Below are 13,645 nucleotides of genomic sequence, written 5' to 3'. Positions count from 1 at the left end.
GGCAGTCCTGTACGCCGTACAACCCAGTTCTGGGGCAGGGCGCCCGAAGCGCGACAGAGGGCGGTGGCCCGGGGATCACCCGGGCCACCGCCCTCTCGCTTCCGTCCGGCTTCGGTCCTACTCGGCGTCGGCCGGCGTGGTGAGGTCGTAGAAGGTCGCGCTGCCCACCGTGACCTCCTCGAAGTTCTCCTCCACCCACGACGAGATCTGGGACGAGGTCCCCTCGCCGCCCATCCCGCCGCCCATGCCGCCCGAGATGAAGTAGTGGATCTTGCCGTCCTCCACGTACTTCTTGAACTGCGCGAGCGTCGGGGACGGGTCGCTGCCGTTGAAGCCGCCGATCGCCATCACCGGGTCGCCTGTGGCGAGCTGGTAACTCGCGGCGTTCTGCGAGCCGACGGCCGCGGCGGTCCAGGTGTAGGCGTCGGCATTCTGCTGCAACAGGGTCTCGGCCTCGGAGTCGACGGAGGCGCCGTTGAGCAGACCGCCCATCCCGCCGCCACCCATGCCGCCTTCACCCGTACCGCCGCCACCGGGCATTGCGCCGGGCGCCTGGCCCTGGCCCTGCTGGCCCTGGGTCTGCCCGGGAGGCGTCCCGCCGCCGGGGAAGCCGCCGCCGCCCTGCTGGGTGCCCTGGCCGGGAGGCTGCATGCCACCGCCGGGACCACCGCCGTCACCGCCACCGCCGCCGGGACCACCGCCGTTACCGCCGCCGCCGGGACCACCCATGCCCCCGCTCGACGGCCCCGCCGTGACGATCGAACCCTGGTGCCCGGTGTTCAGCGTGCTGATCGTGTACGCCGTCGGCCCGGCCAGCGACACCGCGAGGCCCAGCCCCAGCACTCCGAGCGCCAGCGCGCGCCCCAGCCGTGCGGCGAGCAGCAGCCCCACCGCGGCCACCAGACCGCCGATCAGGACGGCCCAGCGCAGCCAGGAGAAGTAGTCCGGCGTGCGCCCCAGCAGGACGTACGACCAGACGGCCGTCACCGCGACGGTCGCGCCGAGCGCGGCGCCCGCCCACCACCTGGCCCGCTCCTCCCACAGGACCGTGGCTCCCATGCCGACCAGCGCCGCGATGTAGGGCGCCAGCGCCACCGTGTAGTACTGGTGGAAGATGCCGGCCATGCAGCTGAAGACGAGCGCCGTCATCAGCAGCGAACCGCCCCAGGCGAGGAACGCCGCGCGGGCCGTGTCGGTCCGCTTCGCCCGCCAGGTCAGCCAGACGCCCGCCACCAGCAGGATCAGCGCGGCAGGCAGCAGCCACGAGATCTGGCCGCCGATCTCGGAGTTGAACATCCGGCCGATGCCGGTCTCGCCCCAGCCGCCGCCCTGGCCGCCGCCACCGCCTCCTCCGACGCTGCCGGTCTCCTCGCCGTTGATCCGGCCGAGTCCGTTGTAGCCGAAGGTGAGTTCCAGGAAGGAGTTGTTCTGCGAACCGCCGATGTACGGCCGCGAGGAGGCGGGCCACAGCTCGACGATCGCCACCCACCAGCCGCCGGAGACGATCACCGCCAGCGCGGCCAGACCGATCTGCCCGAACCTCTTCCGCACGGACACCGGCGCGAACACCGCGTACAGCACGGCCAGCGGCGGCAGGATCAGGAACGCCTGCAGGGTCTTCGAGAGGAACGCGAGACCCACCGCGACGCCTGCCCAGACCAGCCACTTCGTCCGGCCGCCCTCCAGGGCGCGCAGCACGCAGTAGACGGTGACGGTCATCAGCAGCGCGAGCAGTGCGTCGGGGTTGTTGAAGCGGAACATCAGCGCGGCGACCGGGGTCAGCGCGAAGACCGCCATCGTGATCAGACCGGCGGCGGCGCTGAAGCGGCGGCGCACGGACGCGTGGAGGACGCCTGCCGTGGCGACGCCCATCAGGACCTGGGGCGCGAGGATCGCCCAGGAGCTCAGGCCGAAGATCCGGACCGACAGGGCCATCGGCCAGAGCGTCGCCGGGGGCTTGTCGACGGTGATCGCGTTCGCGGAGTCCAGCGAGCCGAAGAAGAAGGCCTTCCAGCTCTGGCTGCCTGCCTGCACGGCCGCGGAGTAGAAGGAGTTGGCGTAACCGGAGGCGCTCAGATTCCACAGGTACGCGAGCGCGATGACCAGCAGCATGCCGAGGAAGGCGGGCCGCGCCCACCGCGGGTCCTCGGGCCTGCCCCTCAGGACGCGCCGCGACAGCGGTTCCCTGCGGCTCGCGGCGTGAGCGGGCGGAGCCGGGGTGCCGGGCTCGACGCCGGACGGGGTGCCGGGCGGGGCCTGCCCATGATCGGAGTGCGTTGCGGCGGTCATCGGGCGTCCCTCAGTTCATGTGCGGAACCCTTGCGGGCGTCCTGGTGGGCGTTGCGCCGGTCGGGAAAGACCCAGGCGCGGAAGAGCAGGAACCGCAGCACCGTTGCCGCGAGGTTGGCCGCGATCAGCACGGCGAGTTCGGTGCCGTGCGACGCCGCTCCGGACGCCGTTCCCAGCGCGGCGAGCGAGCCACTGGTGAGAGCGAGCCCGATCGCGAAGACGACGAGCCCCTGGGCCTGGTGGCGCACCGCACCGCCCCGGCCGCGTACGCCGAAGGTGAGCCTCCGGTTCGCCGCGGTGTTGGCGACGGCGGAGACCAGGAGCGCCGCGGCGTTGGCGAACTGCGCGCCGGCGCCCAGCCGGAAGAGGGAGTACAGGGCGAGGTAGACCAGGGTGGAGAGCGCGCCCACGACGCAGAAACCGACCAGCTGCCGGGCGAGTCCGCGCGGTACCCCTGGCACCGCCCGGTCGCGCGGGTCGTCCCCGAAGGGCCGCGCCAGCCGGTCGAGCGGCAGCGCGCCGGTGGCCAGGGCCCGGCCGACCCGCCAGACGCCCTTCAGGTCCTCGGTGGCGGTCTTCACGATGTGCACGGTGGAGTCCGGGTCGTCCACCCAGTCGACCGGCACCTCGTGGATGCGCAGCCCGGCCCGCTCGGCGAGCACCAGCATCTCGGTGTCGAAGAACCAGCCGGTGTCCTCGACCATCGGCAGCAGCCGCTGCGCGACCTCGCGCCGTATGGCCTTGAATCCGCACTGGGCGTCGCTGAACCTGGCGGACAGCGAGGAACGCAGGATGAGGTTGTACGCCCGCGAGATGAACTCCCGCTTCGATCCCCGCACGACGCGGGAACTACGGGCGAGGCGCGAGCCGATGGCCAGGTCGGAATGGCCCGAGATCAGCGGGGCGACCAGCGGCAGAAGGGCGTTGAGGTCGGTCGAGAGGTCGACGTCCATGTAGGCGAGGACCGGGGCGTCCGAGTGGGACCACACCGTCCGCAGCGCCCGGCCCCGGCCCTTCTCCTCCAGCCGGTAGGACCTGACCTCCGGGATCAGGGCCGCGAGCTGGGCCGCCACCTGCGGCGTACGGTCGGTGCTCGCGTTGTCCGCGACGGTGATCCGGAAGCCGTAGGGGAACGTCCGCGCCAGGTGGTCGTGCAGGCGCAGTACACACGTTTCGAGGTCCTTCTCCTCGTTGTAGACGGGGACCACCACGTCGAGTACGGGAGCGCCGGCAGCGCCGACCGCTGCGGCCAGGAGATGTTCCCGGGCCGGCAGGGTGCTCCAAGGAGTGTCGGTTCGCATGACACAGACACTCGCGAACCGCGCTGTCACATCCGTGTGCTGCGCCTGTGGTCGGCCTGTGAGTGCGCAGCGGGGGTGCCCACGAGGCTGTTCTCCCAGGCCGCAGGGGTGCCTTGGGCATCATTTCCCCAGGCTCCGAAGGCGTCGGCCCAGCTGTCCGCCGGCTCCGCCGCACCCCCGGCACCGCCCCCGCTGTCGTACAGCGCGTCCGCCGGCAGATGGACGGCGAACACCGTGTTCCCCGGCACCGACCGCACCTCGACCAGGCCGCCGTGTGCGGCCACCACGGCCTGCACGATGGCCAGGCCGAGCCCGGTCGACCCGGCGTGACGGGAGCGCGAGGCGTCGCCGCGCGCGAACCGCTCGAAGACACGGGGCTGGAGCTCGGGCGGGATTCCCGGGCCGTCGTCCTGGACCTCCAGGGTCACCCAGGGCACCTCCCGGCGCGCCTGACGCACGCGGACGGTGACAGTGGTTCCGGGCGGGGTGTGCGTACGGGCGTTGGCCAGCAGATTCACCAGCACCTGCTGAATCCTGGTCGCGTCGGCCCGTACCGTCGTGGGCACGTCGGGCAGCTCCAGCCGCCAGTGGTGGGTCGCTCCGGAGGCGCCGTCGGGCGCGCGGTCCGCGACGCGCGCGTCGCTCACGGCGTCGATGACCAGCGGTGAGAGATCGGTGCTCTCGTACGAGAGCGGCCGTCCGGCATCGAGCCGGGCGAGGAGCAGCAGGTCCTCGACCATGCCCGTCATCCGTTCCGCCTCGGACTCGATCCGCCCCAGAGCGTGCCGCGTGTCCGGTCCGGCGTTCTCCCGCCCGCGCCGGGTCAGTTCGGCGTAACCACGGATCGAGGCGAGCGGTGTACGCAGCTCATGGCTGGCGTCCGCGACGAACTGCCGCACCCGCATCTCGCTCTTCTGCCGCGCGTCCAGCGCCGAACCGACGTGCCCCAGCATCCGGTTGAGCGCCGCGCCGACCTGACCGACCTCGGTGCGTGGATCAGCCTCGGTGTCGGGAACCCGTTCGAACAGGGCCACCTCGCCGCTGTGCAGCGGAAGTTCGGAGACCCTGGTCGCGGTGGCCGCAACCCTGCGCAGCGGGCGCAGGGCCACACCGACCATCGCGGCACCGGCGATCCCGGCGGCGATGAGCCCGGCAGCCGTCACACAGACCTCGACGAGGATCAGGGTGGTGAGTGCGCCGCTCACCTCGGCGGTGGGAATACCCACGAGGACGGTCGTGCCGTCACTCGCGCCGACGGCCTCGACGCGGTAGCCGCCCAGTCCGGGCAGCTCGACGTCGCGGGGCTCGCCCTTCACGACGGCCCCGGCCGACTCCAGGGCGTTCTCCTGGGCTTCGGTCAGGGACTCCGCGCTCTGCTGCGCGCCCGGCCCGCCGTCCTTGAGGTACTTCGACTCGGTGACGGCGCCGTCCACGGTGACGGCGCCGACCGTCTTGAAGGGCTGGCCGCCGAGGCCGATGAAGTCCAGGGGATCGTCACTCCTGAGCTCGCCCGGAGCCGGCCCGCTCTGCACCGGAGCCTGGATCGTCGCGCGCATCGCTATGTCATGGAGCTGGTTGTCCAGCTTCCCGTACATGTAGCCGTGGAAGGCGATCGCGGTGACCGAACCGATCACGGCGGCGACCACCGCGATGAGCGTCACCGCGTACACGACGAGACGGGTGCGGAGCGTCCAGGGGCGGCGCGTGCTCTTCCCGCTCACGGAGTCACTCACCCGGCTTGATGAGATATCCCGCCCCGCGCCGGGTGTGGATCATCGGGGAGCGCCCCGCGTCGATCTTCTTGCGCAGATACGAGATGTACAGCTCGACGACGTTGGCCTGGCCACCGAAGTCGTAGTTCCAGACCCGGTCCAGGATCTGCGCCTTGCTCAGCACCCGGCGCGGATTGCGCATCAGGAAGCGCAGCAGCTCGAACTCGGTCGCCGTGAGGTGGATCGAGTCGTCCCCCCGGCTCACCTCGTGGCTGTCCTCGTCCAGCACCAGGTCACCGACGACGAGGGTCGACTCGCTGCGCACCGCGGCCGTGCCGGAGCGACGGATCAGCCCGCGCAGCCGTGCGACGACCTCCTCCAGGCTGAACGGCTTGGTGACGTAGTCGTCGCCCCCCGCCGTGAGCCCGGCGATCCGGTCCTCGACGGAGTCCCGCGCGGTCAGGAACAGCACGGGGACGTCGGACAGCTCGCGCCGCAGCCGGCCCAGCACGGCGAGCCCGTCCATGTCGGGGAGCATCACGTCGAGCACCACCGCGTCGGGGCGGAAGTCGCGTGCCGTACGGAGCGCGCCGGCGCCGTCCCCGGCGCTGCGCACGTCCCACCCCTCGTAACGCAGGGCCATGGACAGCAGCTCGGCGAGCGGAGCCTCGTCGTCCACCACCAGTACGCGTACGGGGTTGCGGTCCGGCCTGAGAAGTTCGGTGCGCCCCTGGGGCGTGGTCGTCGTCATGGCCCAAGCCTGTGAGACAGCCGTGAGAGAGACCTTTCGCCTACCTGTGAATTTCCTGAGAAACGGCCGTCCCCGGCCTCTCACCCAGCAGGGACAGCCGCCTCACCTCAAGCAGGAACAGCCGCTTCACCTCAGCCGAACAGCCGCCTGTACAGCTGCTTCACCCCAGCCGGAACAGCTCGCTCGCGTTCCCGTGACAGACCGCCCGCAGCCACGCGTCGCCCATACCCAGCCGCTCCAGGGAACGCAGCTGGTGGGCGTAGGCGTACGGGATGTTCGGGAAGTCCGTGCCCAGCAGGATCCGGTCCCCCAGATCCGCGAGCCGCCCCCGTTGCCCGGCGGGGAAGGGCGTGAGGCCCTCGGTGAAGTCCGTGAACGCCATCGTCGTGTCGAGCCGCACCTCGGGATACCCGGCCGCGAGCGTCAGGAACTCCGCGTACTCCGGCATCCCCATGTGCGCGACCACCAGGCGCAGCCGCGGATGCCGGGCCAGCAGCCGGGCGATCGGCTCGGGTCCCGTGTACGCGCCGGGCGCCGGCCCGGAACCGCAGTGCGTGACCACCGGCACCCCGGCCTCGGCGAGCAGCCCCCACACCGGATCCAGCAGCGGATCGTTCGGGTCGTACGCCCCCACCTGGAGGTGGGCCTTGAAGACGCGCGCCCCCGCCTCGACCGCCTCGCGCACGTACACCCGCGCCTCCTCCTCCGGGAAGAAGGTCGCGGTGTGCAGGCAGTCGGGCACCCTTGCCGCGAAGCCGGCGGCCCAGCCGTTGAGCCACGCCGCCATGCCGGGCTTGTGCGGGTAGAGCATCGAGGTGAACCGGCGGACACCGAACGAGCGCAGCAGCGCGAGGCGTTCGTCCTCGTCCTGCCGGTAGGTGATGGGCCACTCCAGGCCGGTCAGCGGGCCCGCCGAGTCGAAGTACGCCCACACCTTGCGGAGGACCCGCTCCGGCATGAAGTGCGTGTGTACGTCGATGATCCCCGGCAGCCCGAGCCGCTGCCAGAACCGGACGACGTCATCACGGTCACGGTCGTCGCTGTTACTCATCCGCCCCACCTGCCTCGTGCGCCTCGTACAGCTCGGGAGAGCTCCCGGCGACGATCTCAGAACAGCCCGTCCTGCACGCCACCGCCCCCCACAGCGACGAGCGGCACGCTCATCCCCTCCCGTGCGCCGGCTGCCACCAGGTCCCATCCGGTGATGAGCCGCGTGTCGAGGACGACGATCTCGCCGTCCACGGTCTCCAGATGGAGATCGGGCCCGGCCGCCGCCACCAGCCGCCCGGACACCACGCCTCCGTCCACCAGTCCGGTCACCACCCGCGCCGCCGGACGCGCACCGTCGAGCCCGAACACCCCGGCGTGGTCGACCGCCTCGAACGGCAGCCGCTCCAGGGCCTCCGGCCAGCCGGCACCCTCCAGCGCGGCGGCCCGCCGGTACAGCTCCTCGATCTCGGCGGCCCTCTCCGCCGCCCCCGGCAGCTCACCCCGTACCGCCCGTTTGCGCGCGTACGGGATGCGGTCGGGCACCCCGAGCGCCGCGCGCAGCAGCTCCTCCGTACGCCGCGCGGCCATCAGCGGCCCGCGCCCCAGCCAGCTGAACACCACCGCGCCCTGCTCCCGCAGCCGCGCCGCCTCCCGCGCCTCCCCGGTGATCCCGACCTTGACCATGCCCGGCCCGAACCAGGCCAGATAGACGCGGTAGGGGCGCGGGTCGTCGGCGATCGTGTCGGCGGCCACCGAGTGCGCCCGGTCCAGACGCGCGCACTCCGCGCAGCGCGCTCCCGTACTCCGCACCGGCACCACGGCCCCCAGCGGGCACACGTTGCCGCGCGCCCCCACACAGTGCCGCTCCCCCTCGGCACGGAACCCGAGCTCCTTCCCGTACGCCAGTACGCTCGACCGCCCCCGTCCAGCCCCCTCGTCCCGCGCCCACCGGAGCACGGGCCCGTCGTGCGGCCAGCTCAGCCCCGTGCACTGCCAGCCACCCATGTCCGCTCCCCGTTCCCCGCTCAGCCCGGCGTGCGGACGATGCCCGCTGCGACGGCCAGCGTAGGACCGCGGCATTTCTGAAGTGAAGTTCTAGAAAAGACCTCCAATTCGTCGGCCCAGCAGTCCACACTGGCCTCGTGCCCTCATCGGAGATGCCCGTCACGCCGCCGGAGATTTCCCTCTCGCTCACGCCGCGGCAGGCCGCCGACGGCGCCGTCGTCACGGTGCCGCTGCCCACCGGCGACGCCCGGATCCGCATCCCGCCCACGGACGACGGCGACCTCGTCCGGGCCTACGCAGGTGACCGTGAGGTGCTCCTGCGCATCCGGGTCGCAGGGCCGTCGGACGGGGTCAAATGGCTGGCGGTCCTCGCGGTCGCGACCGCGTTCGTCGGTGCCGTGCTGCTGGTCAGCGCGGTCATCGACGACAGCAGCACCGCGTCGCCGCCCTCTTCGGGGTCCTCGGCCTACGAGCCCTCCACCGATGACCCCTCCTCGCAGGACCCCTACGCCGAGGACCCGTACACCGAGGCGCCCTCCACCGAGGCGACGGACGACACGTCCGATACCGACGCCGGGGACACCGCCGACACGGAGGACACGGAGGACACCTACACCGAGGACCCGTACGACACGGGGAGCGCCGCTCCCGACCCGTACACATCGGGTACCTGCCTCAACGGCACTCTGCCCGACTCCACCACGGCTCAGGAGGTCAGCGACGTGGAGGAGGTCTCCTGCTCGGCCGCGGACGCCCACTACCAGGTGATCGAGACGATCCCCGCGACCTCCGACATGAGCAGGTGCGACTCCAACTCCCGCACGCAGTACGCCTTCTCGTACCGCTACACCCTCAACGGGGCCACCCTGAACGAATACGTGTACTGCCTGGTCGGCCTGGGATCGTACGCACGCTGACGGCCAGAACCGTGAACTCCTGCCGTCCGTGAGCGACATGACCACGCCGGTTGCCTGAAGTACTCAGGGACGGACGAGTACGTGCGCTCCGGCCCGCCGGGACGGCGGGCGGAATGCTGGAGCCATGCGACGACGACTCGACGATCCCTCCCTCCCGCTGTGGGCGTTCCTGGTACCGGCCCTGGCGGCACCCGCCCTCTGGGCCGCCTGGCTCGGCTGGGACCAGCAGTACGACGTGCACCCCGACGGCTCGACGACCGGGCCCTACGCGGCCTGGCAGGTGGCCGGGCTGGTGCTGACCCTCCTGATACCGCTGTACTGGGCGGCCTCCCGGCAGAGCATCGCCGGGCCCGTCGCCGGCATCACCGCCGGGCTGACCGCCGCCTCCGCGTACGACTGGTCCGACGACGCCAGCGGCCTTTTCGTGATCGGCGTAGGCATGATCATGGTGGGAAGTCTCGTCACGACCGCCGCCGTGTCCTTCCTGATCGCTGCCGTGACGCGGGGCGGACGCCCCGGAGGCGCGGTCGGCCTCACGGGCTGACCCCCCCTTCGCCACACCCCCGCCCCCGCGACTCCGGCCTGTTGTACGTCACGAGAGGTCCGCAGAACTCCCCCTGCGGGCCTCCCCCGTACCTCCGGCCTCCACCGGCGGCGGTGCATCCGGGCCACGCTCCCGGAAGCCGGTCCGAGGCCGGTCGCACGCCGCGAGGACTAGGATCCGGGCCATGGCACTGACCATGAACGACATGGACCGGTTCAAGGCCTTCATGCCCCGCCTGGAGGCCATCGCCTACCGCCTTCTCGGCTCCGCCGGCGACGCGGAGGACGCCGTGCAGGACACCTTCCTGCGCTGGCAGGCCGCCGATGTCGAGCGCATCGAGGTTCCCGAGGCCTGGCTGACGAAGGTCCTCACCAACCTGTGCCTCAACCAGCTCACCTCGGCCCGCGCCCGGCGCGAGACCTACGTGGGCCAGTGGCTGCCCGAGCCGCTGCTCGCCGGGGACCCGATGCTCGGCCCTGCGGAGACCGCCGAACAGCGCGAGTCGGTCTCGTACGCGGTCCTCGCCCTCATGGAGCGCCTCTCCCCCGACGAGCGGGTGGTGTACGTGCTGCGGGAGGCCTTCGACTACCCGCACCGGAAGATCGCGGAGATCCTCGACATCACCGAGGCGTCCGCTCAGCAGATCTTCCACCGCGCCAAGAAGCACCTCGCCGCGGGCAGGACCCGCGCGGAGATCGACGAAGCCGCGACCCGCCGGATCGTCGAGGAGTTCCTCTCGGCCGCCACCAGCGGCCGGACCGAGCCCCTCGTGCGGCTGCTCGCCGAGGACGCCGTCTCGATCGGCGACGGCGGCGGAAAGGTGCCGGCCCGCGCGAAGGCGTTCGAGGGCGCTGTCGCGGTCGCGAAGTTCATCCGGGGGCTGTTCAAGCCGAGCCCGGCCAAGCGCGCCCTCGTGGGCGGCTCCCCCGAGGTCTACGCCTCGACCGCCAACAACACCCCCGCCCTCGTGGTGGTCGTCGACGGCAGGGTCATCGGCGTCATGTGCCTGGAGATCACCGCCGACGGCATCGCGGCGCTCCGCAACCAGGTCAACCCCGACAAGCTCGAACGGGCGACCAGGCAGTGGGCGGCCACCGACCACGGAGAACCCCTGCTCCGCGCCTTCTGACCGCACTGTGAGCTGCTTCACATCGCGGTCCTGTCAGGAAACGACGGGCTGTCCGGTTCAAGGGACGAACCCGCGCGAGACAGGAGCCAGGACATGCAGCACCGCATCATCGTCATCGGAGCCGGATACACCGGAGCCATCGCCGCCGGGCGCCTCGCCAAGCGGCTCCACCGCGACGACGTCGCCATCACCCTCGTCAACGCCGAGCCCGACTTCGTCGAGCGGGTCCGGATGCACCAGCTGGCGGCCGGCCAGGACCTCCGCCCGCGGCCCTTCAGCGAGATGTTCGCGGGCACCGGCGTCGAACTGAAGCTCGCGAAGGTCACCGGCGTCGACGTCGACCGCCGGACCGTCACCGTCGCCGGCGCGAACGGAGCCGAGGAACTGGCCTACGACAGCCTCGTCTACGCCCTCGGCAGCGACTGGAACACCCACGGCGTCCCCGGGGCAGCGGAACACGCCCACCAGATCGCCGGCCGCCCCGGGGCGCTCCGCCTGCGCGAACGCCTGGCCGGGCTGGACGCCGGACAGCCCGTGCTCGTGGTGGGCGGCGGCCTCACCGGCGTGGAGGCCGCGACCGAGATCGCCGAGGCCCGCCCCGACCTCGACGTCGCCCTCGCCGCCCGTGGCGAGCTCGGCGACTGGCTCTCGCCCAAGGGCCGCAGGCACCTGCGCAAGGTCTTCGGCAAGCTCGGCATCACGGTGCACGAACACACCTCCGTCGCCGGGGTGGAGGCCGACCACGTCACCACGGCCGACGGAACATCCGTCCCCGCCGCGGTCACCGTGTGGACGACCGGCTTCGCGGTCCACCCGATCGCACAGGCCACCACGCTGGAGGTCTCCGGCACGGGCCAGATCGTGGTCGACTCGACCATGCGCTCGGTCTCGCACCCGGACGTGTACGCCGTCGGCGACGCGGCCATGGCCATGGGCCCCGGCGACAAGCCCCTGCGGATGTCGTGCGCCTCGGGCACCCCCGCCGCGTGGCAGGCCGCCGACGCCCTCGCGGCACGCCTGACCGGCGGAAAGCTCCCGACCACGAAGCCGCGCTACTTCAACCAGTGCATCTCCCTGGGCCGCAGGGAAGGCCTGATCCAGTACGTCACCGCCGACGACCGCGCCGTCCGGGCGGCCTTGACCGGCCGAGTCGCCGCCGTCTACAAGGAACTGATCTGCAAGGGCGCGGCCTGGGCCGTCGCCAACCCCCTGCTCGGAATGCCGGCCAGCAGCCGCCGCCTCCTGCGGGAACCGGCGCGGACGGGCGCGCCCGTCCAGGAGTCCGCCTGACCGCGGCGAACATCAGCCGGCGGGGGCCGCGCCGACCCGGCCCCAGGCCCCCGCCGACGGCAGCCCTTCAGCGATCAGGGTGGCCCTTCAGCGCCTCGTACGCTCCTCGATCTCGCAGTACATCCGGGCCGGGCAATCCTGATGTGACGTCACGGGCGTCCCCTGGCCACCGACGGCTCCCGGCTCACCGCCCGATGCCCGCTGCCGTCCGGGAAACGCGAGAGGCCCTCAGGATTTCTCCTGAGGGCCTCTCGCGTGCTGTGCACTCGGCAGGATTCGAACCTGCAACCTTCTGATCCGTAGTCAGATGCTCTATCCGTTAAGCTACGAGTGCTTGTTCCTCGGCCTGAGCCTCGGTCCCGCCCCCCGGGTTTTTCTCCCCGGTCGGCGTTGCGAGAACAACATTACATGACCTGCGCCGTGACGCGAAATCCATTACCCATAGGCCGCCTGACCTGCGGAAATGCCCTCCGGAGGCGTGGTTCAGGTGCCCGGGGACGACCGAAGCCCCGTGCCAGGGGCACGGGGCTTCGGGATCTTGCGGAGGCGGAGGGATTTGAACCCTCGATGGGCTTTAAGACCCAAACCGCATTAGCAGTGCGGCGCCATAGACCGGACTAGGCGACGCCTCCAGCACACCCCGCGCGAGCGCGAGTGGTGCGTGCAGATGATGACACAGTCGAGCGCGCTGTCACCAATCGCCGCCCACGGTACTAGGCAGGTGGGCGGCGAGGCAAAGCGCCCTGCGGTGGGCCGCGCGAACGGCCGGGGTGGCCGTGTGGCCCGGCGGAGGACCGCGCGGACGGCCGGGAGGTCGAGCGGACCGGCGGAAGCCCGCGCGGACGGCCAGGTACCCACGAATGGTCCGGCGTTCCGGTCGGCCCCCCATGAGTTGCGCAACGTGCGGGCGTGAGGAGCGTTAGAGAAGGCGAGGGCTCCGCCCTCTGTCCGTCACCTCGTGTGTCCGGCGCGCATGCTTCGAACCGGGGCGTGCACCGGAGCAGGCCGGCGTGCCCCCAGGGTGCGCCAGAACAACAGGAGCCCCGCATGCTTCGCCGTCTCGCCCTCACCGCCGTCGCTTCCCTCGCCGCGCTGTCCGCGGCGGCCCCCGCGGCCATGGCCGCCGCTCCCCTCGTCCCGCTGCCCCCGCTGCCGCTGCTCCAGGGCGACTGGCCCGTGGAGTCGGACGAGCGGACCCGGCTCACCGTGACGGTGTCGGAGTCGGGCAACCCGGCGGCCGACGGGGCCTTCACACTGGAGTGCGGTCCGGCGGCCGGCAGCCACCCCGAGGCGCAGCGGGCCTGCGACCTGCTGGACGAGGCCGCCGAGTCGGGCGACAACCCCTTCGTGGCGACGGACCGCAATGCCATGTGCACCCAGCAGGCCGGCGGACCGGCCGCCGCCCGGGTCGAGGGCACGTGGCAGGGGGAGGAGGTCGACGCGCGGTTCAGCCGGGCTAACGGCTGCGAGATCTCGCGCTGGAACAAGCTCGTACCGGTGCTCCCCTCCGCGAGGTAGCGGTCCGGACCCCGGGGCCCGTCCCCCGGGGCCTGTCCCCCGGTGCAGCCGGTTTCCGGCCCTGACGTCCCCGGTTCGGCGGGGCGCACGCCGGGGACTTCGGCCGGGCCGGACGGCGTGCGCGGGGGCGCTCGCGGAGCGGCTTCAGATCCCTGACGGCCTCGTTCCAGGCGCAGTTCGGGTGATTCCAGGCATACGC

The 13,645-nt window shown here is 72.0% G+C and carries 11 protein-coding genes and 2 tRNA genes; 5 read left to right on the top strand and 8 right to left on the bottom strand.

Annotation, left to right across the window (positions count from 1 at the left end):
* Positions 1–117: 117 nt before the first annotated feature.
* From ACFYQ6_RS20085 to ACFYQ6_RS20060, 6 genes are all read right to left on the bottom strand, one after another.
* On the bottom strand, positions 118–2,289 hold the full coding sequence (locus tag ACFYQ6_RS20085) for an ArnT family glycosyltransferase (protein WP_388764084.1): 2,172 nt from the start codon (positions 2,287–2,289) through the stop codon (positions 118–120).
* Positions 2,286–3,590, bottom strand: a complete 1,305-nt coding sequence (locus tag ACFYQ6_RS20080) for a bifunctional glycosyltransferase family 2/GtrA family protein (RefSeq protein WP_361579409.1) — start codon at positions 3,588–3,590, stop codon at positions 2,286–2,288. The genes ACFYQ6_RS20085 and ACFYQ6_RS20080 overlap by 4 nt, the downstream gene beginning before the upstream one ends.
* A 26-nt stretch (positions 3,591–3,616) precedes the next feature.
* On the bottom strand, positions 3,617–5,323 hold the full coding sequence (locus ACFYQ6_RS20075; RefSeq protein WP_361579411.1) for a HAMP domain-containing sensor histidine kinase: 1,707 nt from the start codon (positions 5,321–5,323) through the stop codon (positions 3,617–3,619).
* Positions 5,316–6,053 (bottom strand): response regulator transcription factor, encoded by a 738-nt coding sequence (locus ACFYQ6_RS20070; RefSeq protein WP_361579413.1) that lies wholly within the window; start codon positions 6,051–6,053, stop codon positions 5,316–5,318. Before ACFYQ6_RS20070 ends, ACFYQ6_RS20075 begins: the two co-directional genes overlap by 8 nt.
* 160 nt (positions 6,054–6,213) lie before the next feature.
* A complete protein-coding gene (locus ACFYQ6_RS20065) occupies positions 6,214–7,104 on the bottom strand; it encodes an amidohydrolase family protein (protein WP_388764081.1) in 891 nt (296 codons plus the stop codon).
* 56 nt (positions 7,105–7,160) lie between these two features.
* Entirely contained in the window at positions 7,161–8,048 is an 888-nt protein-coding gene (locus ACFYQ6_RS20060; protein WP_361579417.1) for a DUF2797 domain-containing protein, read from the bottom strand.
* Positions 8,049–8,185: 137 nt separating this feature from the next.
* Between ACFYQ6_RS20060 and ACFYQ6_RS20055 the strand changes: the two genes are divergently transcribed.
* From ACFYQ6_RS20055 to ACFYQ6_RS20040, 4 genes are all read left to right on the top strand, one after another.
* A complete protein-coding gene (locus ACFYQ6_RS20055; protein WP_361579419.1) occupies positions 8,186–8,965 on the top strand; it encodes a hypothetical protein in 780 nt (259 codons plus the stop codon).
* A gap of 124 nt (positions 8,966–9,089) precedes the next feature.
* On the top strand, positions 9,090–9,509 hold the full coding sequence (locus ACFYQ6_RS20050) for a hypothetical protein (protein WP_361579420.1): 420 nt from the start codon (positions 9,090–9,092) through the stop codon (positions 9,507–9,509).
* A 184-nt stretch (positions 9,510–9,693) separates the two neighbouring features.
* A complete protein-coding gene (sigJ, locus tag ACFYQ6_RS20045; RefSeq protein ID WP_388764078.1) occupies positions 9,694–10,638 on the top strand; it encodes an RNA polymerase sigma factor SigJ in 945 nt (314 codons plus the stop codon).
* Between the two features lie 93 nt (positions 10,639–10,731).
* Positions 10,732–11,928 (top strand): NAD(P)/FAD-dependent oxidoreductase, encoded by a 1,197-nt coding sequence (locus ACFYQ6_RS20040; protein ID WP_388764076.1) that lies wholly within the window; start codon positions 10,732–10,734, stop codon positions 11,926–11,928.
* A 261-nt stretch (positions 11,929–12,189) separates the two neighbouring features.
* On the opposite strand, the gene ACFYQ6_RS20035 is transcribed toward ACFYQ6_RS20040, so the two are convergent.
* Both ACFYQ6_RS20035 and ACFYQ6_RS20030 read right to left on the bottom strand, forming a co-directional pair.
* Positions 12,190–12,262: transfer RNA gene (locus ACFYQ6_RS20035), tRNA-Arg, on the bottom strand.
* 207 nt (positions 12,263–12,469) lie between these two features.
* A tRNA-Ser gene (locus ACFYQ6_RS20030) sits at positions 12,470–12,560 on the bottom strand.
* 415 nt (positions 12,561–12,975) lie between these two features.
* Between ACFYQ6_RS20030 and ACFYQ6_RS20025 the strand changes: the two genes are divergently transcribed.
* Complete coding sequence (locus tag ACFYQ6_RS20025; protein ID WP_388764074.1) at positions 12,976–13,446, top strand: SSI family serine proteinase inhibitor; 471 nt, start codon at positions 12,976–12,978, stop codon at positions 13,444–13,446.
* Positions 13,447–13,645 lie beyond the last annotated feature (199 nt).

It is taken from the genome of Streptomyces sp. NPDC005494, from assembly GCF_042872025.1.
Lineage (GTDB): Bacteria > Actinomycetota > Actinomycetes > Streptomycetales > Streptomycetaceae > Streptomyces.
This window is presented reverse-complemented; position numbering and strand designations above follow the sequence as displayed.

Bases quoted from the DNA above. Each gene is read 5' to 3' on its own strand.
- ACFYQ6_RS20065 (WP_388764081.1), bottom strand. From the start codon at position 7,104: ATGAGTAACAGCGACGACCGTGACCGTGATGACGTCGTCCGGTTCTGG.
- ACFYQ6_RS20050 (WP_361579420.1), top strand. From the start codon at position 9,090: ATGCGACGACGACTCGACGATCCCTCCCTCCCGCTGTGGGCGTTCCTG.
- ACFYQ6_RS20085 (WP_388764084.1), bottom strand. From the start codon at position 2,289: ATGACCGCCGCAACGCACTCCGATCATGGGCAGGCCCCGCCCGGCACC.
- ACFYQ6_RS20040 (WP_388764076.1), top strand. From the start codon at position 10,732: ATGCAGCACCGCATCATCGTCATCGGAGCCGGATACACCGGAGCCATC.
- ACFYQ6_RS20025 (WP_388764074.1), top strand. From the start codon at position 12,976: ATGCTTCGCCGTCTCGCCCTCACCGCCGTCGCTTCCCTCGCCGCGCTG.
- ACFYQ6_RS20060 (WP_361579417.1), bottom strand. From the start codon at position 8,048: ATGGGTGGCTGGCAGTGCACGGGGCTGAGCTGGCCGCACGACGGGCCC.
- ACFYQ6_RS20070 (WP_361579413.1), bottom strand. From the start codon at position 6,053: ATGACGACGACCACGCCCCAGGGGCGCACCGAACTTCTCAGGCCGGAC.
- ACFYQ6_RS20080 (WP_361579409.1), bottom strand. From the start codon at position 3,590: ATGCGAACCGACACTCCTTGGAGCACCCTGCCGGCCCGGGAACATCTC.
- sigJ (WP_388764078.1), top strand. From the start codon at position 9,694: ATGGCACTGACCATGAACGACATGGACCGGTTCAAGGCCTTCATGCCC.